Source organism: Micrococcus luteus, assembly GCF_022664405.1.
GTDB lineage: Bacteria > Actinomycetota > Actinomycetes > Actinomycetales > Micrococcaceae > Micrococcus > Micrococcus luteus.
Genome location: NZ_JAKRLB010000015.1, coordinates 1 through 24,685 on the forward strand (window position 1 = coordinate 1; position 24,685 = coordinate 24,685).

22 protein-coding genes are annotated in these 24,685 nt (G+C 73.4%); 5 read left to right on the forward strand and 17 right to left on the reverse strand.

Annotated features, from left to right (window positions below):
* Positions 1–141: 141 nt before the first annotated feature.
* Positions 142–1,311, forward strand: a complete 1,170-nt coding sequence (locus tag MF605_RS07880; RefSeq protein ID WP_069941088.1) for an FUSC family protein — start codon at positions 142–144, stop codon at positions 1,309–1,311.
* 89 nt (positions 1,312–1,400) lie between these two features.
* On the forward strand, positions 1,401–2,837 hold the full coding sequence (gene radA / locus MF605_RS07885) for a DNA repair protein RadA (protein WP_069941089.1): 1,437 nt from the start codon (positions 1,401–1,403) through the stop codon (positions 2,835–2,837).
* Positions 2,838–2,850: 13 nt separating this feature from the next.
* Here the strand turns inward: radA and MF605_RS07890 are convergent, their stop codons facing one another.
* Entirely contained in the window at positions 2,851–3,672 is an 822-nt protein-coding gene (locus tag MF605_RS07890; RefSeq protein ID WP_069941090.1) for a hypothetical protein, read from the reverse strand.
* A 41-nt stretch (positions 3,673–3,713) separates the two neighbouring features.
* On the opposite strand from MF605_RS07890, the gene MF605_RS07895 reads away from it, so the two are divergent.
* Positions 3,714–4,646, forward strand: a complete 933-nt coding sequence (locus MF605_RS07895; RefSeq protein WP_152743583.1) for an iron-sulfur binding domain-containing protein — start codon at positions 3,714–3,716, stop codon at positions 4,644–4,646.
* Positions 4,647–4,683: 37 nt separating this feature from the next.
* Here the strand turns inward: MF605_RS07895 and MF605_RS07900 are convergent, their stop codons facing one another.
* From MF605_RS07900 to MF605_RS07930, 7 genes are all read right to left on the reverse strand, one after another.
* Positions 4,684–5,199 carry an amino-acid N-acetyltransferase gene (locus tag MF605_RS07900; protein ID WP_002856080.1) on the reverse strand — a complete coding sequence of 172 codons (516 nt, stop codon included), beginning with the start codon at positions 5,197–5,199 and terminating at the stop codon, positions 4,684–4,686.
* Positions 5,200–5,295: 96 nt separating this feature from the next.
* Positions 5,296–5,478, reverse strand: coding sequence for an Rv0909 family putative TA system antitoxin (locus tag MF605_RS07905; RefSeq protein ID WP_041104640.1), 183 nt, complete (start codon positions 5,476–5,478; stop codon positions 5,296–5,298).
* 327 nt (positions 5,479–5,805) lie between these two features.
* Entirely contained in the window at positions 5,806–8,361 is a 2,556-nt protein-coding gene (locus tag MF605_RS07910; protein WP_041104641.1) for an ATP-dependent Clp protease ATP-binding subunit, read from the reverse strand.
* A gap of 156 nt (positions 8,362–8,517) precedes the next feature.
* Complete coding sequence (locus MF605_RS07915) at positions 8,518–8,901, reverse strand: histone-like nucleoid-structuring protein Lsr2 (protein ID WP_370446019.1); 384 nt, start codon at positions 8,899–8,901, stop codon at positions 8,518–8,520.
* Positions 8,902–8,984: 83 nt separating this feature from the next.
* Positions 8,985–9,224 carry a hypothetical protein gene (locus MF605_RS07920; RefSeq protein ID WP_041104642.1) on the reverse strand — a complete coding sequence of 80 codons (240 nt, stop codon included), beginning with the start codon at positions 9,222–9,224 and terminating at the stop codon, positions 8,985–8,987.
* Between the two features lies 1 nt (position 9,225).
* Positions 9,226–10,740 (reverse strand): lysine--tRNA ligase, encoded by a 1,515-nt coding sequence (gene lysS, locus MF605_RS07925; protein WP_036384191.1) that lies wholly within the window; start codon positions 10,738–10,740, stop codon positions 9,226–9,228.
* Positions 10,741–10,772: 32 nt separating this feature from the next.
* On the reverse strand, positions 10,773–11,762 hold the full coding sequence (locus MF605_RS07930; RefSeq protein ID WP_069941093.1) for a 2-hydroxyacid dehydrogenase: 990 nt from the start codon (positions 11,760–11,762) through the stop codon (positions 10,773–10,775).
* A 167-nt stretch (positions 11,763–11,929) separates the two neighbouring features.
* On the opposite strand from MF605_RS07930, the gene MF605_RS07935 reads away from it, so the two are divergent.
* Both MF605_RS07935 and MF605_RS07940 read left to right on the forward strand, forming a co-directional pair.
* Positions 11,930–13,798, forward strand: a complete 1,869-nt coding sequence (locus MF605_RS07935) for an MDR family MFS transporter (protein ID WP_069941094.1) — start codon at positions 11,930–11,932, stop codon at positions 13,796–13,798.
* A complete protein-coding gene (locus tag MF605_RS07940) occupies positions 13,791–14,300 on the forward strand; it encodes a MarR family winged helix-turn-helix transcriptional regulator (protein ID WP_036380863.1) in 510 nt (169 codons plus the stop codon). Before MF605_RS07935 ends, MF605_RS07940 begins: the two co-directional genes overlap by 8 nt.
* A 40-nt stretch (positions 14,301–14,340) precedes the next feature.
* On the opposite strand, the gene MF605_RS07945 is transcribed toward MF605_RS07940, so the two are convergent.
* The 9 genes from MF605_RS07945 to MF605_RS07985 all read right to left on the reverse strand — a co-directional run bounded on the left by MF605_RS07945 (position 14,341) and on the right by MF605_RS07985 (position 24,660).
* Entirely contained in the window at positions 14,341–16,404 is a 2,064-nt protein-coding gene (locus MF605_RS07945) for a M13 family metallopeptidase (RefSeq protein ID WP_134417083.1), read from the reverse strand.
* 149 nt (positions 16,405–16,553) lie between these two features.
* Positions 16,554–17,036 carry an SRPBCC family protein gene (locus tag MF605_RS07950; RefSeq protein WP_036380856.1) on the reverse strand — a complete coding sequence of 161 codons (483 nt, stop codon included), beginning with the start codon at positions 17,034–17,036 and terminating at the stop codon, positions 16,554–16,556.
* A 47-nt stretch (positions 17,037–17,083) separates the two neighbouring features.
* On the reverse strand, positions 17,084–17,782 hold the full coding sequence (locus MF605_RS07955; protein ID WP_044658621.1) for a DNA-3-methyladenine glycosylase: 699 nt from the start codon (positions 17,780–17,782) through the stop codon (positions 17,084–17,086).
* Positions 17,779–18,810 (reverse strand): pantoate--beta-alanine ligase, encoded by a 1,032-nt coding sequence (panC, locus tag MF605_RS07960; protein ID WP_044658620.1) that lies wholly within the window; start codon positions 18,808–18,810, stop codon positions 17,779–17,781. The genes MF605_RS07955 and panC overlap by 4 nt, the downstream gene beginning before the upstream one ends.
* A gap of 154 nt (positions 18,811–18,964) precedes the next feature.
* Positions 18,965–19,663 (reverse strand): DUF3618 domain-containing protein, encoded by a 699-nt coding sequence (locus tag MF605_RS07965; RefSeq protein WP_095695208.1) that lies wholly within the window; start codon positions 19,661–19,663, stop codon positions 18,965–18,967.
* Complete coding sequence (locus MF605_RS07970) at positions 19,660–20,127, reverse strand: phage holin family protein (RefSeq protein ID WP_036314802.1); 468 nt, start codon at positions 20,125–20,127, stop codon at positions 19,660–19,662. Before MF605_RS07970 ends, MF605_RS07965 begins: the two co-directional genes overlap by 4 nt.
* Positions 20,124–20,939, reverse strand: coding sequence for a CsbD family protein (locus MF605_RS07975; protein WP_020625303.1), 816 nt, complete (start codon positions 20,937–20,939; stop codon positions 20,124–20,126). Before MF605_RS07975 ends, MF605_RS07970 begins: the two co-directional genes overlap by 4 nt.
* A gap of 157 nt (positions 20,940–21,096) precedes the next feature.
* Positions 21,097–22,326, reverse strand: coding sequence for a glycerophosphodiester phosphodiesterase (locus MF605_RS07980; RefSeq protein WP_095695207.1), 1,230 nt, complete (start codon positions 22,324–22,326; stop codon positions 21,097–21,099).
* Positions 22,327–22,497: 171 nt separating this feature from the next.
* Entirely contained in the window at positions 22,498–24,660 is a 2,163-nt protein-coding gene (locus tag MF605_RS07985) for a S9 family peptidase (protein ID WP_134417082.1), read from the reverse strand.
* Between the last annotated feature and the right edge of the window lie 25 nt (positions 24,661–24,685).

Consider the following 24,685-nt stretch of genomic DNA (forward strand, 5'->3'; position numbering starts at 1 on the left):
TTAGCGTGGGTCATGAGCGGGCTCTTTCCAGCGGAGGGGTTGTTGAGGAACTTCCATCCTGCCGGGCGGGGCCCGCTCGTCTCATCTCAGCCCGGGCCTCGTGCCAAGAACCTCATGACCCACAACAACTAGGCTGGCCGCATGACGGACCGCTTCGCCACCGCCACGGGCACGGTGCCGATGGTCGACCCCCAGACCCGCGGGGAACGTCTCGGCCGCTTCCTGCGTCGGCGCGCCCGTGCGGGCTGGTCCCGCGTCCGCTCCTCCGTGGGCCAGGCCGCCCTCGTCGCTGTCTGCGCGGTGGGCGCCTACTGGTTCGCGGAGGCCGTCCTGGGCCACCAGCAGCCCCTGTTCGCCTCCACCGCCCTACTGATCGCCCTCGGCTTCCAACGGGAGCCGAAGCTGCGCAAGGTGGCCGAGGTCGCCGTCGGCTGCACCGTCGGCATCCTGATCGGGGACCTGCTCATGGTCGGGCTCGGCCGCGGCCTGTGGCAGGCCTCGGTGGTCCTGTTCGTGTCCGTGATGGTGGCCCGGTTCCTGGACTCCGGCGCCACATTCACGATGCAGATGTCCCTGCAGTCCGTCCTCGTGGTCCTCCTGCCCACCGGCACGGGAGGGCCGTTCGTCCGCAGCCAGGACGCGATCGTGGGCGGCGTCCTGGCCCTGCTCGTCACGTTCCTCTCGCCCCAGGACGTGCGCCGTCCCGCGGTGCGTCAGCTGGGTGGACTCTACGACTCGATCGCCACGGTGCTGCGCGACCTCTCCCGGGCCCTGCGGGAGAACGACTCCCGCACCGCCTGGATGGCGCTCGTGGCCAGCCGCGGCACGCACACCACGCTGGAGGCGCTGCGCAAGGAGCTGCGCGTCACGCATGAGCAGACCGTGTTCAACCCGCTGCACCGCTCCTCGCGCTCCTTCGTGGAGGACGCGGTGAACGCGGCGGACCGCTCGGACCTGGCGGTGCGCTCCCTGCGGATCGTGGCCCGGCGGGTGGTCTCGGTCCTGGACGAGGGTGTGTTCGACGACGACGACCGCGAGCGCCTGGCCGCCTGGTTCGACGACGCCGCGGACGCCGTCGAGATCCTGCACCGCTCCCTCGTGGAGCCGCAGGCCGAGGGCCGCCATCGCTCGCTGTCCGTGGCGCGGGACGCCCTGGGGGCGTCCGCGTCCGCGCTGGACCCGCACCAGCTGGGCGGCGGGTCCGTGCACGGCGAGGCGCTCGTGATGCTGCTGCGGCCCATGATGGTGGACCTCATCGAGGCCACGGGCGCCGAGCACGACGAGGCGCGCGGCTACCTGCCCCGCGTCTGAGCCCGACGGCGGCGCACGGCCCCGGCGGCCGACGTCGGACCGCGCGCGGTGCCGGCTAACGCGTCCGCCTCGGCTCCTAGAGTGGGCGCATGGCCACCAAGACCGCCCCGAAGCGTGCCCCCGGATACCGCTGCACCGAGTGCGGCTGGACCACCGTGAAGTGGGTCGGCCGCTGCGGGGAGTGCCAGTCGTGGGGCACGGTCGAGGAGATCGGGCTGACGTCGACCACCGGTCGCACGCGCGCGGCCACGGTCGCGGAGGTCGCGCCGCGCATCGCGGACGTGGACGCCACGCTGGCCTCGTTCCGCTCCACGGGGGTGCGTGAGCTGGACCGCGTGCTCGGCGGCGGCCTCGTGCCGGGCGCGGTGATCCTGCTGGCCGGCGAGCCGGGCATCGGCAAGTCCACGCTGCTGTTGGACGTGGCCGCCCAGACGGCGCGCGGCGCGGGCGGCGGCGGTCCGCGCTCGGTGCTGTACCTGACGGGCGAGGAGTCGGCGGCGCAGGTGCGCTCCCGCGCAGACCGGATCGGGGCGATCGCGGACACCCTGCGTCTGACGGCGGAGACGGACCTGGGCCGGGCACTGGGGCAGATCGAGCGGACGGACCCGGAGCTGGTGATCGTGGACTCCGTGCAGACCCTGCAGTCCACCGAGGTGGACGGGATCGCCGGGGGCGTCAGCCAGGTGCGCGAGGTGGCGGCCAGCCTCATCCGCACGGCCAAGGAGAAGGGGATCACCACGGTCCTGGTGGGCCACGTGACGAAGGACGGGACCATCGCCGGCCCGCGGCTGCTCGAGCACCTCGTGGACGTGGTCTGCCAGTTCGAGGGGGACCGCCACTCACGGCTGCGCCTGGTGCGTGCGGTGAAGAACCGCTTCGGGCCCACGGACGAGGTCGGCTGCTTCGACCTGCGGGAGGACGGCATCGAGTCCCTGGACGACCCCTCCGGTCTGTTCCTCTCGGGCGTCTCGGAGCCGGTCGAGGGCACGTGCGTGACGGTGACGCTCGAGGGCCGGCGCCCGCTCGTGGCCGAGGTGCAGTCCCTGCTCACCCCGTCCGCCGGCGGCAGCCCGCGCCGCACCGTCTCCGGCGTGGACGCGGCGCGCGTGAACATGCTCCTGGCCGTGCTCCAGCGCCGGGCCCGTTTCGCCCTCGCCCAGGACGACTGCTACGTGGCCACCGTGGGCGGCGTGCGACTCTCGGAGCCCGCCTCGGACCTGGCCGTGGCCGTCGCCGTGGCCTCGGCGAAGCTCTCGGCCCCCGTCCCGCAGGGGATGATCGCCGTCGGTGAGCTCGGGCTGGCCGGGGAGGTGCGCCCCGTGCCCGGCATCGGGCGACGGGTGCGCGAGGCCGCCCGCCTGGGCTTCACCCGCGCCCTGGTCCCCCGCTCCCCCGAGCCGCTCGGGGACGTCCCCGCGGGCTTCACGGTGGCGGAGGTCGGCTCGATCGGCGAGGCCCTCGCCACGATCCCCACGTGGACCGGCGGCGGCCCGGCCGCGCATCCGGAGGCCGGCCCCGGCCGCTGACGGCGCGGCCGGCTCAGCGGGACGATGACGGCGACGGGTCGGTGGTCGAGGCCGACGCCGGGTCGGAGGCGGACCCCGACGGGGAGGCGCTGCCGCTCGAGGAGGGGGTGGCCGAGGAGGGGGTGGCCGAGGAGGGGGCGGCCGAGGAGCTGCTGTCCTGGGCCCCCGGGGCGAGCTCCTCGAGGATCTTCAGCGCGACGGGGCGGGAGGTGACGTCGCCGAGGCTGACCGTCAGCAGATGGGGCCCGGGCTCCGCGAGAGCGCCGAGGCGGCCGCAGTCCTGGCTCGAGGCGCGGCCGGACCAGCGGTACACGGCGGTGAGCTCCTCGTGCGGGTACAGCACCCGCTGGGCCTCCGCGGGGTCCGCCTGGCAGATGCGGGTGGAGAAGACGTCGTCGCCCTCGGCCGTGCGGATCGTGAACTCCTGCCGGGCCGTGCCCACATCCGTGCGGCACGGGGTCGAGGAGAGGTTCGTGATGCCCAGGCGCAGCTCGGCCTCCTCGCCCCGCTGGTACTCGGACCGGTCCGCGGAGGCGGCGATCCGCAGATCCGAGGGCTGGCACTCGGCGGCGTCCTCGAGGGCCACGGTAGGCGAGGCGGAACTGGACTCGGCGTCCGTGGCCGGGGCGGGCGACGGGGAGTGCACCGGCGTCGGGGCGGCGGAGGGGTCGGCGTCCTCGGAGGAGAAGGCGCCGATCCCGGCTCGGACGAGCGCCACGACGGCCCACCCCACCAGGAGCAGGAGCACGAGGGCGAGCAGGGCGGCCACGAGCCGCCGGCGGCGGTAGACGGCGGGGGACGGCTTCGACCCGGGGGAAGTCGGACGAGACGGCATGCGATCCAGGGTAGGCGGCGGCGCACCCTACAGTGGACGCCATGCCCGCGCCCGCCCCCCTCGTCCCGCCCACGGTGGACGTGCCGCACCTGCACGACGCGATGCTGGGCTGGTTCGCCGTCCACGCCCGGGACCTGCCCTGGCGCAGCCCGGACTGCTCCCCGTGGGGCGTGCTCGTCTCGGAGATCATGCTCCAGCAGACCCCGGTCGTGCGGGTGCTGCCCCGCTGGCGGGAGTGGCTGGAGCGCTGGCCCACCCCCGCGGACCTGGCCGCCGCCCCCACCGCAGACGTGCTCACGGCCTGGGACCGACTCGGCTACCCGCGCCGGGCCCTGCGCCTCCAGGAGGCCGCCCGGGCCGTCGTCGGGCGCCACGACGGCCGGGTGCCGGCCGACCCCGCCGCCCTGCGCGCCCTGCCCGGCATCGGCGAGTACACGGCCGCGGCGGTCGCGAGCTTCGCGTTCGGCGTCCCCGAGACCGTCGTGGACACCAACGTGCGCCGGGTGATCGCGCGCGCGGTCGCGGGTGAGGCCCTGCCCGGCAGGTCGCTGACCCGCGCCGAGATGCGCCGCGCCCAGGCCCTCATGCCCGAGGACCCCGCCCGCGCCAACGCGTGGAACGCGGCCGTCATGGAACTCGGGGCCCTCGTCTGCACCGCCCGCTCCCCCGCCTGCGACCGCTGCCCGCTGGCGGAGACGTGCGCGTGGGTCGCAGCGGGCTCCCCGCCGCCGGTGGAGGTGCCGCGCGGCCAGGCCTGGGCCGGCACGGACCGTCAGGTGCGCGGGGCCGTGATGGCCGCCGTCCGCGAGCACGGGCGCGTGGCCGAGGCGGAGGTGCCCGCCGTCGTCGTGGCCGGGGGGCGGCTCGGGTCGCACCGCCCCGACGACGCGCAGTGGGCGCGGTGCGTCGCCGGGCTCGTGTCGGACGGGCTGCTGGCCCGGGACGACGACGGCGGCCTCACCTTCCCGGCCTGACCTCGCCGGGGCCTGGGGCGGCCCGCGGTGCGGCGGCTCAGAGGCGGCGGATCATCCGCGTGTTGCCGAGCGTGTTCGGCTTGACCCGGGCGAGGTCCAGGAACTCGGCGACGCCCTCGTCCGTGGAGCGCAGCAGTTCCGCGTAGACCTCCGGGTCCACGGCGGACTGGTCCGCCATCACCTCGAAACCGTGCCGGCGGAAGAACTCGACCTCGAAGGTCAGGCAGAAGACCCGCTCGACGCCCACGGCCCGCGCACGGTCCAGCAGCTCCTCGATGATCAGGTGCCCGACGCCGGTCCCCCGGTGGGCCTCCGAGACGGCGAGGGTGCGGACCTCGGCGATGTCCTGCCACATCACGTGGAGGGCGCCGAAGCCGGCCAGGGTCCCGTCCGCCTCCTCGGCGACCACGAACTCCTGGATGGCCTCGTAGTAGGCCACCGCCTCCTTCTGGAGCAGCACGCGCTCCCGCGCCAGCGGCTCCACGAGCGCCTGGATGACCGGGACGTCCTGGGTCCGCGCCGAGCGGAGGGTGAGGGGGCGGTCGGCAGGCATGGGGTCCAGTCTAGGCACGGACATCCCGACCCCGGACAGACGGGAGCCCCCGTCCCGGCGGACCGGGCGGGGGCTCCCGCGGCGTCGACGGCAGGCTCAGGCCTGCTGCTCGCCCTCGTCCCCGGACAGGAACTTCTCCTGCGCGCCGTCGACACCCTTGTTCACGGTGTCGCCGTGCTCGCCGAGCTTGTCGCCGTGCTGCTCCTGAGCGTTGTCCACGGCCTCGTCGATCTTGTCCGAGTGCTGGTTTGCGAGGTTGTTCAGGTCACCGATACCCATGGGCGGCCTCCTTCTTCTCGGGGCTGCCCCGCAGCCGTCCCGGCGAGCGCCGGGTCGAAGCGGAGACAGGACCACCGTCGAGCGGTCACAGACCACAGTGGCACCGATCCCGCCGCGAGGGAACCCCTCTCGTGCCTCCGGAGAGGCGGGCCGGTTCAGCGGTCCTTCGCGAGGCCGTCCTTGATGCCGGCGGCGGTGTCGCGGACCTCGGCCCCGGCGTCCCCGCGGGGGCACGACGACGGCCCGCCGCCTCCTCCCCGAGGGGGAGGGGCGACGGGCCGTGGCCACCGGACGCGCGGTCCGGCGTCGTGGGTCAGACCCCGCAGGTCACACGGAGCGGTCGGCGTCCACCGGATCGCCGGCACCGGACTCGAGCTCGGCCAGGTCCGCACCCTCCAGGGCCTCCCGGCCGCCGGAGAACGCGAACGTCAGCTCGGCGCCCTCCCCCTCGCCCGTGGCGTCCACGGTGATGAGGGAGCCGGCCGGGATCTCGCCGAAGAGGATCTTCTCCGAGAGCTGGTCCTCCACCATCTGCTGGATGGTGCGGCGCAGCGGGCGGGCGCCCATGGCCGGATCGTAGCCGCGGTCCGCGAGCAGATCCTTGGCGGACTGGGTGAGCTCGATGGACAGGTCCTGCTCCGCCAGGCGCTTGCCGAGGCGGGAGACGAACAGGTCCACGATCTCCACGATCTCGTGCTTCTGCAGCTGCGGGAACACGATCACGTCGTCCACACGGTTGAGGAACTCGGGGCGGAAGTGCTGGCGCAGCTCCTCCTTGACCTTGCCCTTCATCCGCTCGTACCCGGTGGTGGTGTCCGTGGCCGACTGGAAGCCGGTCATGACGCCCTTGGAGATGTCCCGGGTGCCGAGGTTCGTGGTCATGATGATCACGGTGTTCTTGAAGTCCACCACACGGCCCTGCGAGTCGGTCAGGCGACCGTCCTCGAGGATCTGCAGCAGGGAGTTGAACAGGTCCTGATGGGCCTTCTCCACCTCGTCGAACAGCACCACGGAGAACGGACGGCGGCGGACCTTCTCGGTGAGCTGGCCGCCCTCCTCGTAGCCCACGTAGCCGGGAGGGGCGCCGAACAGACGCGAGACGGTGTGCTTCTCCTGGAACTCGGACATGTCCAGCGTGATGAGCGCGTCCTCGTCCCCGAAGAGGAACTCCGCGAGGGACTTGGCCAGCTCCGTCTTGCCGACGCCGGTGGGGCCGGCGAAGATGAACGACCCCGAGGGGCGGTTCGGGTCCTTCAGGCCCGCGCGGGTGCGGCGGATGGCGCGGGACAGGGACTTGATGGCCTCGTCCTGGCCGATCACGCGGCGGTGGAGCTCGTCCTCCATGTTGCGCAGGCGGTCCGTCTCCTCCTCGGTGAGCTTGAACACCGGGATGCCGGTGGACTTGGAGAGCACCTCGGCGATGAGGTCCTCGTCCACCGTGGCGACGTCGGCGTCCGCGCCGGTGCGCCACGCCTGCTCCTTCTCGCGGCGCTCGTCCCCGAGCTGCTGCTCCTGGTCCCGCAGGCGGGCGGCGCCCTCGAAGTCCTGGCCGTCGATGGCGGCCTCCTTCTGGGTGCGCACCTCCGCGATCCGGGACTCGTAGGCCTTGATCTCCGGCGGCACGGTCATGCGACGGATGCGCAGACGCGCGCCGGCCTCGTCGATCAGGTCGATGGCCTTGTCCGGCAGGTGCCGGTCGGAGACGTAGCGGTCCGCCAGGCCGGCGGCGGCCTTGAGCGCGCCGTCGGTGATGGAGACCTTGTGGTGCGCCTCGTAGCGGTCCCGCAGGCCGCGCAGGATCTCCGTGGCGTCCTCGACGGACGGCTCGGCGACCTGGATCGGCTGGAAGCGGCGCTCGAGCGCGGCGTCCTTCTCGATGTGCTTGCGGTACTCGTCCAGCGTGGTGGCGCCGATGGTCTGCAGCTCACCGCGGGCCAGCATCGGCTTGAGGATGCTGGCGGCGTCGATCGCGCCCTCGGCCGCACCCGCCCCGACGAGGGTGTGGATCTCGTCGATGAACAGGATGATGTCCCCGCGCGTGCGGATCTCCTTGAGCACCTTCTTCAGGCGCTCCTCGAAGTCGCCGCGGTAGCGGGAGCCGGCCACGAGGGAGCCGAGGTCCAGCGAGTAGAGCTGCTTGTCCCTGAGCGTCTCCGGGACGTCGCCGCGGTCGATCGCCTGGGCCAGGCCCTCGACGACGGCGGTCTTGCCGACGCCGGGCTCGCCGATGAGCACGGGGTTGTTCTTGGTGCGGCGGGAGAGCACCTGCATGACGCGCTCCATCTCACCCGCACGCCCGATGACGGGATCCAGCTTGCCGTCGTGCGCGGCCGCGGTGAGGTTGCGTCCGAACTGGTCCAGCACCACGGAGCCGGCGTTCTGGCCGGCCTCGCCGCCCTGGCCCACCCCGGCACCCGCGGTCTCCTTGCCACCCTGGGCGCCGCCCTGGTAGCCGGAGAGCAGCTGGATGACCGTCTGACGGACGCGGTTCAGGTCCGCGCCGAGCTGCACGAGGACCTGGGCGGCCACGCCCTCGCCCTCGCGGATCAGGCCGAGCAGGATGTGCTCGGTGCCGATGTAGTTGTGGCCGAGCTGCAGCGCCTCGCGCAGGGACAGCTCGAGCACCTTCTTGGCGCGCGGCGTGAAGGGGATGTGGCCGGGCGGGTTCTGCTGACCCTGGCCGATGTCCTCCTGCACCTTCTCTCGCACGGCGCCCAGGGAGATGTCCATGGACTCCAGTGCCTTGGCTGCGACGCCCTCACCCTCGTGGATCAGACCGAGCAGGATGTGCTCGGTGCCGATGTAGCTGTGGTTGAGCATGCGCGCCTCTTCCTGGGCGAGCACGACCACCCGCCGGGCGCGGTCGGTGAATCTCTCGAACATGGGCACACTCCTTGCGTACGGTCGTGGTCGACACTACGCACCCGGACCGCGTGCCGCGCGGCTGTTCGCCAGCGGGAGAAGCGGCCCGGCCGTCCTCGGGAGGGGCCGGAACGAGGCCCGGGGACGCCGATTCCTCGACGCACCCGGGCGGGACGCTCACTTGCGCTTCGCGTTGCGGTAGGCCTCCACCACGTCGCGGTGCAGGCGACCGCGGCTCGAGACCTCGTAGCCGTTCTCGGCCGCCCACTTGCGGATCTGGGCGGCCTCGACCTTGGGCGACGGCGGCGCCACGGCGCGGCCCTTCTTCATGTAGGGCTTCAGGAACTCACGGAGTTCCGCAGCGTGCTCCTTCGACAGGTCGATCTCGTAATTGCGACCGTCCAATGCAAAGTTCACGGTCTCATCTGCAGGCGAACTGTCAAGATCATCCACGAGGACCACTTCTACCTTCTGTGCCAACGGTGATTCCCACTTTCTTCTCTCGTGCGCGTGTCCCTGGGTTCCGGTCTTCGCTCTCGGGGTTCTTTCCCGCGTGCTCACGATTCCGGCCGTGCACTTGTGGTGATTCAAGAATACCGCAACGAAGCCGGGCAGAAGGATTCTTCAACGCCGGGGAAGGAATCTCACCGGGCGCGGTCCTCCGGATCAGCCCCCGGCCCTCCCTCGGCTCGGCGTCGGGCCGCCCACTCACGGGCCTCGGCCTCCTCGCGGGCCGCCCGCGCGTCCGCGCCCGAGAGCCGGCGGGCCTGACTCTCGCGCTCACCCGTGTCCGAACGCAGCAGGGAGCGCATCACCAGCCAGAAGATGAGCCCGAGGCCGATCGAGGGGGCGAGGACGGAGAAGTAGTCCCAGAAGGCGGCCATGTCAGGCCTCCGGCTTGAGCAGCGGGAAGAGGATGGTCTCGCGGATGCCGGCGTCCGTGAACAGCATCACCAGGCGGTCGATGCCCAGGCCGATGCCGCCCATGGGCGGGGCGCCGTACTCGAGGGCGCGCAGGAAGTCCTCGTCCAGCTGCATCGCCTCGTCGTCGCCGGCGGCCGCCATCGCCGACTGGGCGGTCAGGCGCTCGCGCTGGATGACGGGGTCGATCAGCTCGGAGAACGCGGTGCCGCGCTCCATGCCGCCGATGATCAGGTCCCAGGCCTCGATGACCCGGTCGTCCGAGCGGTGCGGGCGCGCGAGCGGCTGGGCGGCCGGCGGGTAGTCGTACACGAACGTGGGGTTCATCAGGGTGGGCTCCACGATCTCGCCGAACAGCTCGATCACGAGCTTCTCCGCGTCCCACGCGGGGTCCACCTTGACCTCGTGCTCCGCGGCGATCGCCCGCAGCGTCTCGGCGTCCGTCTCCGGGGTGATCTCGCGGCCCACGGCCTCGGACAGCCCCGGGTACACGGCGACCCAGGCCCACTCGCCGTCGAGGTCGATGACGCCCTTCGCGGTCTCGAGCCGACGCCCGGCGCCCACCGCGTCCGCGGCGTTGAGGATGATCTCCTGCATGCGCTCGGCCATGACGTGCATGTCCGCCCACGCCTCATAGGACTCGAGGGTGGTGAACTCGGGCGAGTGGGTCGAGTCCACGCCCTCGTTGCGGAACACGCGGCCGATCTCGAACACGCGGTCGATGCCGCCGACGACGGCGCGCTTGAGGTACAGCTCGGTGGCGATGCGCAGGGTCATCGGCTGGTCGAACGCGTTGAGGTGCGTCTCGAAGGGACGTGCGAGGGCGCCGCCGTGGACCAGCTGGAGCATCGGGGTCTCCACCTCCACGTAGCCGTGGCCCTCGAGGGTGCGCCGCACCGCCGAGGTGACCTTGGCCCGGGTGTAGACCATGCGGCGGGCCTCCTCGCGCACGATCAGGTCCGCGTAGCGCTGGCGGACGCGGGTCTCCTCGTTCAGGTCCGCGTGCAGCACGGGCAGGGGGCGCAGCGCCTTGGAGGCCATCTCCCACGCCGAGGCCATGATGGACAGCTCGCCGCGGCGCGAGACGATCACCTCGCCGGTGACGGAGAGGAAGTCGCCCAGGTCCACGACCTTCTTCCACTCGGCCAGGGACTCCTCACCGACGGCGGCCAGGGACACCATGACCTGGAGGCGGACGGCCTCCCCGTCCGCGCCGGACTCCTGCAGGGTGGCGAAGCAGAGCTTGCCGGTGTTGCGGAGGAAGACGACGCGCCCGGTCACCGACACGGTCTCGCCCGAGGTCCAGTCGGGCTCGTGGCCGTCGAACCGCTCACGCACCTCGGCCAGCGCGTGGGTGCGCGGCACCTGCACGGGGTAGGCCTCGCGGCCCGAGGCGAGCAGCTGCTCACGCTTGGCGGCGCGGACGGCCTGCTGATCGTGGTGGTCGACGGCGGCGGAGGCGGAGTTCTGGGTGGTCACGGTCCCCGAGTCTACCGACGGCGCCCCGCCGGTCAGCCGCGCACCTCGGGGTTGACGAGGGCCGGGGCCTCCGCGCCCGTGGCCATGGCGATCGCGTTGCGCGCGGCCAGCTCGGCCATCGCGGCGCGGGTGTCCCGGGTGGCGGAGCCCAGATGCGGCAGGAGCATCACGTTCTCCAGCTCGGCCAGGCCCGGGGCGAGGGCGGGCTCGTCCTCGTAGACGTCCAGACCGGCGCCGAAGAGCCGCCCCTCGCGCAGGGCGGTGACGAGGGCCGCCTCGTCCACCACGGGCCCCCGGGCCGTGTTGACGAGGACGGCGTCGTCCTTCATCTTCGCGATCACGTCCGCATCCACGAGGTGATGGGTGTCGTCCGTCAGGGGCACGTGGAGGGACAGGACGTCCGCGACCTCGACGAGCTCCTCCCAGCGGACCTGACGGACGCGGCCGGCGAGGTCGCCGAGCTCCGCGGCCGCGACCTCCCGGTGCGCGGGCGGCCGCGGCGCGAACACGACCTCCATGCCGAAGGCGAGCGCACGCTCGGCCACCGCCTTGCCGATCCGCCCGAAACCGGCCAGGCCCAGGGTCGCGCCACGCACGTCCCGGCCCACGAGCAGGTCCGGCGCCCAGCCGTGGAAGCGTCCCTCGCGCACCATCCGCTCACCCTCGGGGGCACGGCGGGTCACCCCGAGGATCAGGAGCATCGCGATGTCCGCGGTGGCGTCCGTGAGCACGTCCGGGGTGTTGCCGACGGCGATCCCCCGCCGCGTCGCGGCGGCCACGTCCACGTTGTTGTAGCCGACCGCGTAGTTGGCGATGCCCCTGATCCGCGCGTCGGCGAGCACGTCGGCGGTGAACTTCTGGTCCAGGGCCGCGACGACGACGTCGTAGTCCCCCGAGGCCACCAGCCGCGCGAGCGCGGCGTCCCCTCCGACGTCGGCGCCGTCCACCACCTCTCCGGCCTCGCGCAGCATTCCGAGCCCGGGCTCAGGGAGGCGGGTCATGAGCAGGAAACGGGGGGTCACGGCGGGCCTCACTCTCGGATCGGGGCGGGGAGGACGCGGCGTCGTCCGGCGTGACCAGGCTAACCGCGGACGGCGGGTGCGGCCCGGGCCGACGCCCCTTATGATTGACTCTCGTCAATCATTGACTTATGTCAATCACCGCGCCGCCCCTCCCGCCGAAGGACCCCATGACCCCAACCTCCCCCGCCCCCGAGGCCGTCGCGCCGGCCGGCGCCCCCTCGCTCGAGCGCGCCGCCGCCGACGCCGCGCGCCACCGCTCCGTGCTCCAGGCCCTGACCGGCCTCCTGCTGGGCATGTTCGTCTCGATGATCGCCAACACGGTGGTCTCGACCTCGATGCCGGTGATCATCCACGACATCGGCGGCGACCAGACCGCCTACACCTGGGTCATCACCTCGGCCCTGCTCGCCACGGCCATCGCCACCCCGATCTGGGGCAAGCTGGCCGACCTCGTCAACCGCAAGGTCCTCTTCCAGGTCGCCCTGGCGATCTTCGTCGCCGCCTCCGCGGCGGCCGGGTTCACCCACGATCCGACCTTCCTGATCGTCTGCCGCACCGTGCAGGGCCTGGGCGGCGGCGGCCTCGTCGCGCTCAGCCAGGTGATCATGGCGGACATCATCAGCCCGCGTGAGCGCGGCCGCTACATGGGCCTGTTCGGCGCCGTGATGGCCGTGGCCACGGTGGGCGGCCCGCTCGCCGGCGGCGTGATCACCGACCTGTGGGGCTGGCGCTGGAACTTCTTCGTGGCGGTGCCCTTCGCCGTCGTCGCCCTGGTGATGGTGCAGCGCACCCTCCACCTCCCGCACCGCGAGCGCCAGAAGGTGTCCATCGACTACCTCGGCATCGTGTTCCTGACCGCGGCCACCGCGCTGCTGCTGATCTGGGTCACCAGCGCCGGTCGCGACTTCGACTGGGCCAGCACCACCACCGCGTGGATGCTCGGCGGCGCCGCCGTCGCCACCGTCCTGTTCGTCGTGACCGAGCTGCGCGTCGCCGAGCCGCTCATCCCGCTCACCCTCTTCCGCGACCGCACCTTCACCCTCGCGACGATCGCCTCGATCGCCACGGGCCTGGCCATGTTCGGCTCCTCCGTCTACCTGGCCCAGTACATGCAGCTGGCCCGCGGCGCGACGCCGACCCAGGCCGGCCTCATGACCATCCCGATGATCCTCGGCCTGCTCGTGTCCTCCACGGTGATCGGCGGCCTCATCACCCGCACCGGCGTGTGGAAGCGCTGGCTCGTGATCGGCGCCGTCCTGCTGATCGCCGGCACCGCCCTGCTCGGCACCCTGCACTACGACACCTCCTTCTGGCTGGTGTCCCTCTACATGTTCCTGCTCGGCGCCGGCGTCGGCATGACCATGCAGAACCTCGTGCTCGTGGTGCAGAACACCACCGACCCGCGGCAGATGGGCGTCGCCAGCTCCGGCGTCACCTTCTTCCGCACCCTGGGCGGCAGCATCGGTGTCGCCGTGATGGGCGCCGTGGTCTCCAACGTGGTCCCGGACCGCATCGAGGAGCGCCGCGCGGACCTCGCCGCGGCCCTGCGCAGCCTGGGCCCGGACGCCGCCGAGTGGTCCGAGAGCCTGCAGTCCAGCACCCTGCCACGCGTGGCAGAGATGCCCGACTCGCTGCGGGTGATCTTCGAGGACGTCTACGCGCAGGGCATCGCCCTCGCCTTCCTCGTGGCCGTGCCGCTCGCGATCGTCGCGTTGATCGCGATCCTGTTCCTGCCGAACCTCCCACTGGGCCGCATGACCACCTCCGAGCGCCTCCACGCCACCCGCGCCGACCTGGCCACCCATGCCACGGCCGAGGCCATGCAGACGCTGCCCGCGACCGGCCCGATCCCCGTGGTGACCGCGGCGCAGGGGCAGCATCCGGCCGAGGACCCGGAGGAGTCCCGGTCGGTGTCGGCCGAGCGCCCGGCGACGGCGGTGGCCGACCGGCCCGTCGTCCCCGCGGCGCTGGCCGTGGCAGGGACGGCCCTGCTGGCGGCCGTCGTCACCGCGCTGGTCCGGGCCCGCCGTGGCTGACGGCGCCCCGGACCCGGGCGGAGGCGGCGACGACGCGGGCTTCGAGGCCGCCGTCCAGGGGCTCGAGCAGGCGTTCTCGCGTCTGGTCCTGCAGCACCGCCAGGTGATGGTCCGCTACGCGGCGGCCCTCAGCCCGGCCCTGTCCGTCGGGGCGATGAAGGCGTTCATGATGCTGGCCAACGAGGGGACCATGACGCCCTCGGCCGTGGCCGAGGGCCTGCTGGTGGACCGCGCGCAGGTCTCCCGCATGGTCCGCGACCTCGAGGCCGCCGGGCTGATCACCCGAGAGCCGGACCCGCGGGACCGCCGCTCCGCCCTCCTGAGCGCCAGCCCCGAGGGGCTCGCCCGCCTCGACGCGGTGCGCGGCGGCCCGGCGGGTCGCGGGCTGCGCGACGACCTGGCGCGCTGGGACCGCGAGGACATCCGGACGCTGACGCGCCTGCTGGACCGGCTGGCCGCCGAGCGTCAGACCCGGATGCAGGACCCCGCCGAATCCGAGTGAGCCGCCGGCCGGACCCGCGGGGCCCGGCCGGCGGGCGGGATCACCAGATGGTGACGCGCTCCTCCGGGGCCAGCCACATGGGATCCCCCTCGCGCGTGCCGAACGCCTCGTGGAAGGCGTCGAGGTTCTTGACCACCTGGTTGCAGCGGAACTCGTTGGGCGAGTGCGGGTCCGAGGCGATGCGGGTGACCATGGCCTCCGGTCGCGTGAGCTGACGCCACACGGTGGCCCAGGCGGTGAAGAACTCGCGGTCCCCCGCCGCGGCGTCGAGGGAGGCGCCGTCGCCCTCGTCCCGCCAGATCTCCAAGGCGCGGTGGGCGATGCCCAGGCCGCCGAGGTCGCCGATGTTCTCCCCCAGGGTGAACTCGCCGTTGACGCGGTGGTCCGGGGCCTCGGCCGGGGAGAGCGCGTTGTACTGGGCCACCAGCCGGGAGGTGCGCTCGGTGAACGCCGCGCGGTCCTCCTCGGTCCACCAGTCCTCGAGCCGACCGGCGCCGTCGTACCGCGAGCCCTGGTCGTCGAAGCCGTGGCCGATCTCGTGGCCGATCACGGCGCCGATCGCCCCCAGGTTCGCGGCCATCGAGGCCTCGGGGTCGAAGAACGGGGGCTGCAAAATGGCGGCCGGGAAGACGATCGCGTTCTCGAGCGGGGAGTAGTACGCGTTCACCGTCTGCGGCGTGATGTGCCACTCCTCCGGGTCCGGCCCGTCCGCGATCTTGCGCAGGTCCCGCTCCCACTCGAGCTCCGAGGAGGAGCGGGCGTTGCCCAGCAGGTCGCCGGCGTGGACCTCGAGGGCGGAGTAGTCCAGCCACTTCGAGGGGTAGCCCACCATGGGGCGGAACATCGCCAGCTTCTCGAGCGCCCGCTGACGGGTCTCCTCGCCCATCCACTCGAGCTCCTCGATGGACCGGCGATAGGCCTCCTGGAGCAGGCCCACGAGCTCGTCCATCGCGGCCACGTGGCCCTGCGGGAAATGGCGGGCCACGTAGAGCTGCGCCACGTCCTCGCCGGCCGCCCCGTTGACGAACGCGACCGCGCGCTTCCAGCGGGGGCGGACCTCCTCGGTGCCGGCCAGGCGGCGGCCGTAGAAGGAGAAGTTCTCCTGCACGAACGCGTCCGGCAGGAAGCCGGCGAAGGAGCGCAGCACCTGCAGGATCAGCCAGTGACGCCAGTCCTCGAGGTCGGCGGCCTCGGGTCCCTCGAGCAGCCCCTGCACACCGGAGAGGAAGTCCGGCTGCCACACCACGACCTCCGCGGCGCGCTCGCCGGCGGCGTCCACGCCCTCGAGCCACGCGTCGGCCAGGGGGAAGAGCTCCGTCAGCCGGTCGTGGGTCATGGGGTTGTAGCGGGCCACGGCGTCCCGGCTGCGGACCAGGTCCCAGTGCAGGGCGGCGATGCGCTTCTCCAGCTCCACCACCCGGACGCCCAGCGCGGCGGCCTCGTCCCGGTCCGCGCCGATCCCGGCCAGCGCCAGCAGACGGCCGGTGTGCTCGGTGTACTGCTCGAGGATCTCGGCGTAGGCCTCGTCCCGGTAGTAGGACTCGTCCGGCAGGCCCAGGCCGCCCTGGAGCAGGTGCAGGAGCATGCGGTCCGGGTTCCCGGCGTCGTTGAGGGCGCCGGTGTTGATGAGGCCGGAGACGCCCTGGCGCTGCAGTCGCCCGGACAGGGCGAGCAGCTCCGCGGGGGTGGACACGGTGGCCACCGCCGCCAGGTCCGAGGCGATCGGCTCGAGGCCGCGGGCCTCCACGGTCTCGTCGTCCATGAACGAGGCGTACAGCGCGGCGATCCGGCGCTTGAGCTCCGGATGCTCCGTGCCCTCCGTGTCCTCCGCATCCAGCGGCGCGAGCGGGGCGTCCCGGTGCGCGCCGGCCGCGGCCGTGGCCTGCACGCGCGCCTGGGCGGGGTCGAAGCCCGTGCCGACCTCGCGCACGGCGTCCTCGCACAGGTGCCGGACGGCGAGCTCGGCCGCGTCCCGCAGCTCGAGGAACGCGCCGTAGGCGCCCTGGTCCGCGGGGATCTCGTGGGTGTCCAGCCACCCGGTGTTGACGTGGCGGTACAGGTCCTCGCGCGGCGACGGGACTTCGGGCTCGGCGGTGGCGGTCACGGCGGATCCTCCTGGACGTGGGGGTGGACGGTCTCGCACGGCACTCTAGCCGTGACACCGGACACGACGACGGGCACCGCACCCTGGCCGGGTGCGTGCCCGTCGTCGAGGGGACGGCCGGCCCGGAGGCCGCCGTCGGGAGGCGGGGGTCAGCCGACCTCGGCGGCCAGCTTCGCGAGCGACTCCTCCATCTGCTCCTCGGACACCATTGGGAAGAGGTTCTTCGCCAGCAGCTCCGGGTCGGTCACGGCGGTCCAGTCGTAGGTGAGGGACACGACCGTGCTGCCGGAGCCGTTGTCCTCGAGCCGGTAGACCCACTGCCAACCCTTGGGCTCGGTGCCGGCGGGGGCGGTCTTCCAGCCGACCAGCTTGTTCGGGTCGTAGGCGACCACGTGGTTGTCCGTCTGGTAGTCGCCACCCATGTGCTCCGCGTGCATGTTCATGGTGAACACGTCGCCGACCTTCTGGATGCGCTGGGTCTTGTCGTCCGACTGCACCATGCCCGAGCCGTCGAACTTCGCGTGGTTCGCGGGCAGGGTCAGGAAGTCGAACACGTCCTTGGCGGACGCGTCGATGGTCCGGGTGACGGTCTGCTGGGTCTCGCCGTGGGCGGTCTTGTTCATCTCGGTCATGGTATCAACCTAGGCACGGGGCCGGGGCGGCCGACAAGGTCTGGGGCTCAGTCCGGCACGTTGCGCCCACGCCGGAACGCGGACACGCTGCGGTGGCCGGCCACGCTGAACCGCCACGGGAAGCGCACGGAGCCGCCCTCCCCCGAGACGCCGACGCGCGGGCCCGTCACGACCTCGGTCGGCGGCTCGGCCGGATCGCGGGGCGCGGGCGGGGCCAGGAGGAACCGGGCGGGCGCGGCCGGCGCGGCGAGGCGGGCCGGGGTGCCGCCGTCGTCGGACACCTCCGGCGGCGAGGCGACGATCTCCACGGGCGCGTGGCCCATCTCCAGGGTGATGCCGAGGCCCTGGCCGAGGTTGCCCGGCCCGGAGAGCAGCTTGGGGCCGGTGTCACGGCCGCGGCGGGCCACCGCGAGGTCCCCTCCCGCGAGCACCTCGGCCGCACGCAGCAGCACACCGCCGGCCTCCCCCTCGGGGTGGCCCACCAGGTTCAGGCAGCGGTGGATGCCGTAGTTCAGGTACACGTACGTGCGCCGCGGCGGCCCGAACAGCGCGGCATTGCGCTCGGTGCGACCGCGGAACGAGTGGGCGCCGGGGTCTGCGCCCGCGTTCCCGTACGCCTCGGTCTCGGTCAGCCGCACGGTGACGGCGCCGTCCGGGGCGACGACGGTCAGCCGGCACCCCAGCAGCGTCGCGGCGAGCGCGGGCGAGGGGCCGTCGAAGGCGGCGGCGAGACGCTCCGGGGTCACGGCAGCGGCCCCGCGGCGGGCAGCACCATGGTGTCGATCAGCCGGACGGGCGGCACGTGCGCGGCCACGAGGGCGAGGGCCTCGCGGCGCAGCGGCTGGCACAGCAGCTCCGGACCGAGCTCGGCGAAGGTGTCCCGGTCCACCACCACGAGGTGGTCCAGCTCGACGCCCGGCTCGTCCTCGACCATCCGGCGCGCGGCCTGGACGTCGACGGGCTCACCGGCCGCCGCGGCGTCGGCCAGGGAGCGCAGGGCGCGGCTGAGGACGAGCGCGTGTTCCAGGCCCGCGGCGTCCAGGCGGGTGTTGCGGCTGGAGAGCGCGAGGCCCTCGGGCGAGCGGACGATGGGCACGGCGCGGACGTCGACGTCGATGTCGAGGTCCGTGGCCAGGCGGCGCAGGACGGTGAGCTGCTGCGCGTCCTTCTGGCCGAAGTAGCTGCGCAGGACCGGCGCCGCCGGGCGCACGATGTTCCACAGCTTCGCCACGACGGTGGCCACGCCGTCGAAGTGGCCCGGGCGGGAGGCGCCCTCGAGGACCTCCCCCATGCGGCCGGCGGAGACGGTGACGATCGGCGCGTCCGGGTAACCCGGGTACATCTCCTGCACGTCCGGGGCGAACACGACGTCGGCGCCCGCCGCCGCCAGCAGGTCCAGGTCCGCGTCGAGGGTGCGCGGGTAGTGCTCCAGGTCGGCCGGATCGCCGAACTGGAGCGGGTTCACGAAGATGCTGACCGCGACGACGTCGTTCTCGGCGCGGGCCCGCCGCACCAGGGCCGCGTGGCCGCCGTGGAGGGCGCCCATCGTGGGGATCAGGCCGACGGTGACGGGCTCGGCGTCGCCGTCGTCCGTGGCGTGGGCGACGAGCTCACGGAGAGCGGAGCGCATCTCGGCGACGGTCCGGGCCAGACGCGGGCGCGCGGAGACGCCGTCGGCCTCGGCCGTCACGGGAGCGGGGAGGGCGTCCTCGAGGGTCAGGCCGGTGCCGGCGGGGACGGGGCGCTGGTCGGGGACGCGGTCGAGAGGGGTCACCCTCCGAGTCTAGGCACGGGGCCTCGGGGAGGACTTCCGCCTCACCACGCGCATCTGGTCCAAGGCCTGAGCCGCGGGCCGGATTCGGCCCCACCACGCGCGACGCCGGCCAGTCCCGTCAACGGGACCGGCCGGCGTCGTGCTCGGGTCGGGCTCAGGCGTCCTTCGCGGTGTCCTTCACCTGGCGGGCGGCGTCCTGGGACTCCGCCTTGAGGTCCTGCGCCGTGTCCGTGCCCTGCTCCTTGAGGCGGGAAGCGGCCTCGGCAGCCGACTCCTTCACGCTCCCGGCGGCCTCGCGGGCGGCGGGCTCGAGGTCCTCGCGCAGCTGCTGGGCGGCCTGCTTGGCCTCGTCCACCAGCGGGGCGGCCTGCTCCTTGAGGCCCTCCGCGGCGCGCTGCTCCACGCGTGAGGCGGGGATCAGCGAGCTGAGCAGCAGGCCGGCGCCGAAGGCGATCAGCCCGGCGGCCAGCGGGTTGCCCGCGGTGCGGCCGCGCAGCTGAGCCGGGGCCTGCTGCAGGGCGAGCTGGGCGTCGTCGGCCCACTCGGACACGCGGTCGCCGGCATCGCCCAGGCGGTCCTGGGCCTGGCCGGCAGCGTCGTACGCGGAGGCCCGGGCGTCGTCGATCACCCCGTGGGCGCGATCGCCCAGCGAGGGCTCGTGGCGGTGCTGCTCCGGGGAGCCCATGATGTTCTCCTTCGCGTGGATGAAGCCGTCCTTGATGCGGTTGGTCTGCCGGGACACGGCCTTCGTGGGGCTCACCTTCTCGGCGAGGGCGTCCACGTCCTGGCCGAGCTCGCGGCGCGTACGCTCGATGTCGGCGCGGATCTCATCGGGGTTGTTGCTCGTGGTCATCGCGTCTCCTTCGCGGGGTTCAGGGTCTCGGGGATCTCCTGAAGCGTCTCCTGGGTCTGCGGCAGACCCTTGATCTTCTCGATGTCCTTCTTGCCCTGCACGGCCAGCACGGCCGCCACGACGCCCCACAGCACGGCCACGATCAGCGCGGCCCAGCCGATCGGCAGGAACACGTCGAGCAGGTGCATCAGGGCGAGGGACAGGAACATCAGCAGGAAGAAGCCGCCGACGGCGGCGCCGGCCAGCAGCCCCGCCCCCTTGCCGGCCTTCTTCGCGGACTCGGTGGCCTCGGCCTTGGCCAGGGCGATCTCCTGGCTGACCAGCGTCGACAGCTTGGCCGACAGGCTCTGGAACATCTCGCCGAGGCTCTCGTGCTCGGCGCGGAACTCCGCCTGCGTGGGCGGCGGGGTGTGCGCGCCGGAGTGCGGCGTCGCGTCGCGGAACGGCTCGTGGGCGGTGCTCATGCGTCACCCCCGGGCCGGGTCTGGTCGAACGGCCGCTCGGCGGTCAGGCCCTGCTGGACCGGTGCCTGCGTGCCGTACGGGACGTCCCCGACGCCGGCCGCGCGGCGGGGCCCGGCGCCGTCCGCGACGCGGCCGTCGGCCTGGGAGAGCGAATCGCTCGAGTAGGCCGGGGCCTGCGAGTCCAGGTGGTGCGGAGTCACGTCCGCGTGCACCGCGTCCGGACGGGTCTCGTGACGGCGCGGCGAGGTGGAGGCGGTGGAGTCGGGCTGGGCGGCGTCGCGGATGCCGCGCGTCAGTCGACCGGCCACCAGCCCGGCGCCCAGGGCGAGGGCCAGGAACGTGCCCGGACGGCGAGCGGCGAAGCCGCGCACGTCCTGCAGCAGGTCCTGCGGGGAAGCGGTCTCCAGGCGCTGGGTCAGGGCCTCGGCACGGTCCGCCACCGAGGCGACGCCCTGGCGCACCAAATCGGTCTGCGGCTGCTCACCGGAGACCACGCGGTGCAGGTCGTCGGTGTAGCTGCGCACCTGGCCCGCGAGCCGCTCCTGCTGGGTCTGCACCTGCGCGCCGACCTGCTCCTGGGCGGAGCCGACCAGCGACTGCACCTGGTCAGCGGCCTCGTCCTTCACCTGGCCGGCCTCGTGCTTGGCGGTGGCCGCGAGGTCCTGGGCCTTGTCCTTGGCGTCGTGGGCCACGGCCTTCGCCTGGCCCTGGGCCTCGCCCGCGGCCTGCTGGGCCTTGCCCTTCGCCTGGTCCTTGGCGTCACGGCCCTCGGCTGAGGAGCCGTGGGCGTTCTTCGGCGTGTTCGTCGTCATGCTGTGCCTTCCTTCCTCCGGGTCGGCGTCCCTCATGGCCGGCCCTTCTGGCCGTCCACGTCACCGGGTCCACCGGTCTTGAGCGCCAAGGTAAGCACCGCAGGGACCCTGCCGGAAGACCTCGGGTCCGCCGGGATCGTCTCCGGTCGGGACGGGGTCAGCGCACCTTCAGGCCCCGCTGGGCGGTCTTGCCGACGCCCCGGCCCGGGTGCTCCTTCTTGCCCTGCATCCAGGTGTCCACGGCCTGCACGCCGAGGTCGGGGTGGTCGGTGAAGAAGCCGTCGATGCCGGCGTCGAGGAACGGCTGGATCATGCCGACCATGTCGCCCCGCGCGTTCGGGTCCGTGGAGGAGCGGAACTCCGTGTAGAGGAACTGGTTCTCGGCGCGGAAGGTGTACGGCACCACCTCAAGGCCCGCGCGGTGGGCGAGGGAGACGAACGCGGTCTCCTCGCCCATCGAGCCGTCCTTCTCCTTGGTGATGATCTGCGCGAAGGCCGGGCCGAGCGTGTCGACGCCGGCCGCGCGGACCTCGCGCATGCCCGCGGCGGTCTCGTAGAAGTCGTAGTCGCGGAGCCCGTCGCCGGCGGCCACGGAGTCATAGGGCGCGCCGGTGACGCTGGAGAGGAACACCGTCTCGGCCCTGAGGCCGAGGTTCTCGTTGAGATCGCGCAGGTTGGCGAGCTCGAAGGACTGCACGGTGGCGGGGGCGTTGCGCTTGTTCAGGCCGTGCTCGTCGAGCAGCTCGACGACGCGCTCCTCCATGGACAGGCCGATGGAGTCGAAGTAGGTGGGGTGCTTGATCTCGGGGATGACGCCGATCTCGCGGCCGTGCCGGGCCGAGAGGCGCTCCCGCAGCTCGAGCACCTCCTCGAAGGTGGGCACCTGGTACCGGCCGTCGTAGGACGCGGACTCGGGGCGGACCTGCGGCAGGCGCTCCTTGGCGCGCAGCGTCTTGAGCTCGGCGAGGGTGAAGTCCTCGGTGAACCAGCCGGTGAGGGCCACGCCGTCGACGACCTTGGTGGTCTTGCGGTCCGCGAACTCGGGTCGCTGGGCGACGTCCGTGGTGCCGTCGATCAGGTTCTCGTGGCGGACCACGAGCACGCCGTCCTTGGTGGAGACCAGGTCCGGCTCGATCACGTCCGCGCCCTGGGCGGCGGCCAGCTCGTAGGCGGCCAGGGTGTGCTCGGGTCGGTAGCCGGAGGCGCCACGGTGGCCGACGACGTCGGGGCGCACCACGGGCTTGCCCGTGACGGACTGCGCGGCGGCCGGGGCCGTCGGTGCGGCGGGGGCGGCGACGGCCGGGGCGGCCAGCGGGGCGCTGACGGCGACGGCGGCGGCGGCGAGGGCCACGAGGCCCCGGGCGGCGTGACGACGGACGGAGGTCATGGAACGGTCCTTTCCGGGAGGGGGATGACCGCTCCAGTGGGCCAGATCCGGGTGTCGGCCGGGTGGCCCCCCACCGGCCACAGACGGCCCGCCCGGTGAACAGCCGGTGACGGGCAGCTGATCGGAGACGTTCAACCGCCCGTCACGATGCCCGGCGCCGGGCCCGGCGGCTCAGCCCGCCGTCGACGACGGCCGCGTCAGTCCCAGCGTCTCCGGGACCGACGGGGCGCCGTCGCCGAGGACGTGCTCGCCCAGGAAGCCGAGGACGACCTCGTACCAGACCTTCGCGTGCTGCGGGGCGAGGATCCAGTGGTTCTCGTGCGGGAAGTAGAGGAAGCGGTGGTCCGTGGTGCCGTCCGCGGCGGCCGGCCGCCCGGACTTCGCCAGCAGGTCCGACCACAGGCGCAGCCCCTCGCCGATCGGCACGCGGTAGTCCTTGTCGCCGTGGATGACGAGCATCGGGGAGACGATCTCCCCCACGAACCGGTGCGGCGAGTTCTCCTGCTGCATCTGCTCGTCCATCTCGCGGGCCCAGTAGAACGCGGCGTCCGTCGTCGGGCCGAAGCCGTCCAGCGCCCACAGCGAGGCGTGCGTGACCACGCACCGGAACCGATCGGTGTGCCCGGCCACCCAGTTCGCCATGTAGCCGCCGAACGAGCCGCCCATGGCGGCGGTGCGGTCGCCGTCGACGTCCTCACGCGCCACGACGGCGTCCGTGAGCGCCATCAGGTCCGTGTAGGGCGCCTGGCCCCAGCGGCCCCAGCCGCGTTCGATGAAGTCCTGGCCGTAGCCCGTGGACAGCGCCGGGTCCGGCAGCAGCACCGCGTAGCCGCGCGCCGCCATGATCCACGGGGTCCAGCGCCAGCTCCACGCGTTCCACGAGCCCAGGGGCCCGCCGTGGATCCACAGCAGCAGCGGGTGACCGCCGGCCGGCGCCTCCCCCTCGGGGAGCACGAGCCAGCCGCGCACGTGCGTGCCGTCCTCGGCGACGGTCTCCACGTCCTCGAGGGTGCCCGGGATCGCGGGGCGCTCCACGGGGTTCGGCAGGCGCGTGGTCTCGCCCGTGGCCAGGTCGATCCGCGCCACCTCCGGCGGGAACAGGTAGGAGGAGCGGACGCCGTAGGCCGTGGCCCCGTCCGGGGAGAGCACGATGTCGGTCCACGCCTCGTCCTCCCGGGTCACCTGCGCGACGGCGCCGGTGGCCACCTCGATGCGGAACACCGGGCGGCGGCCCTCGGAGTCCGCGAGCGCGATCACCGCGGAGTCGTCCGGCAGCCACGCGACGACGTCGGCCCAGCGGTCCCAGCCGTGGGCCAGGGGCGTGGTCTGGCCCGTGGCCGTGTCCATCACGTACAGGCGCGGGTGCACGGCGGAGTGCGGGGTGGAGTCGGGGGTGCGGACGACGACGGCGCGCGTGCCGTCATGGCTGACGGGGCCGACGGCCACGTCCTCACCGGGGACGTCGTGCAGGACGCGGTGCTCGCCCGTGGCCAGGTCCACGCGCACCACCGTGCCCTCGCGCACGTTGCCGCGGGCCTCGGCGGTGGCGGCCGTGGTGAGCAGGAACGAGCCGTCCGGGGCCACCTGTGCGCCGATCCCGAATGCGTGGGAGCGCGGGAAGCCGGAGACGTGGCGCAGGTGGTGCGATGCGTCGTCGGCCTCGGGAGCCAGGCCGGAGGCGGCCGGGCCGGGCTCGGCGGCGTCCGCGTCCGTGGCGGGCTCGCCCTGCGGGTCCGGGCCGGCCTCGAGGACGAAGAGCTCGGGGCGGGCGGGGCCGAGGTCGTGGTCCCAGAAGCGGATGGGGTAGCCGGTGTGCAGGATGGCGTCCACGCCGGCGTCCCTGCGGGTCTGCGCGAGGGCCGCGTGCTCGGCCTCGGTGGTCGCACCGAGCAGCCGGTCCGCCGTGACGACCACGCGGTCCGCCGCGGATGCGCACGTGACCGCGGAGACCCCGCCCGGGCGGGAGAGCACCACGCGCGCCTCACCGCCCCGGGCCGGCAGGGCCCACAGGGCGCTGCGCTTCTCGGCCTCGGCGTCGGCGGGGTCGGGGCGGGCGGAGGTGAAGAAGAGGGTGCCGTCCGCGGCGAACTGTGCGCCGGCCTCGCCCTCGCGGGAGCGGGTCAGGCGGTGGGCGGGGCGCTCGCCCGCGGGGTCGACCTCCCAGAGGGCGGTGGCGTAGCCGGTGCCCTTTGCGTCCCGGGTGGCGACGGTGGTCACCAGGCGGGCGCCGTCCGGGCTGAGGGTGAGACCGGCGACGCGCGGCAGCGCGGTGAAGGCGTCGAGGTCGTGGAAGGGGGTGGCGGGGGCGGCCGGGGTGTCCGGGGTGGAGGTCATGCGTTCGTTTCTATCGGCCCGCACG